Annotated in this window: 1 protein-coding gene; it reads left to right on the top strand. The window is 60.2% G+C overall.

What is annotated here, in order from left to right; all coding sequences use genetic code 11:
• Nucleotides 1–30 precede the first annotated feature (30 nt).
• The coding region (locus FNJ47_RS47875; RefSeq protein WP_347341837.1) for a CBS domain-containing protein at nt 31–246 on the top strand (216 nt) is incomplete at its 3' end.

Raw genomic sequence — 246 nt, 5'->3', positions numbered from 1 at the left:
AAATCTGCTTTCGGTAATCAAGCCGCTTAAGTGGACGATGCCGCCCCGGACGATGACACTGAGTCCCAACGGGCACCAGGCGTTCCCCTCGATCTCGTCGAGGATACGCCGCCGGATCTGGTCGTCGAACTGATGGAGAAGAACAATGTCAAACGGCTCCCGGTGGTTCGCGGCGGCAAGCTTGTCGGCATCATCACCCGCAGCAATCTGCTGCGAACGGTGGCGCGCCTTGCACGCGACATACCT

It is taken from the genome of Bradyrhizobium uaiense, assembly GCF_010811875.1.
Lineage (GTDB): Bacteria > Pseudomonadota > Alphaproteobacteria > Rhizobiales > Xanthobacteraceae > Bradyrhizobium > Bradyrhizobium uaiense.
Note: the sequence above shows the minus strand (reverse complement) of the source record. Positions and strands in the feature narration are given on the sequence as shown.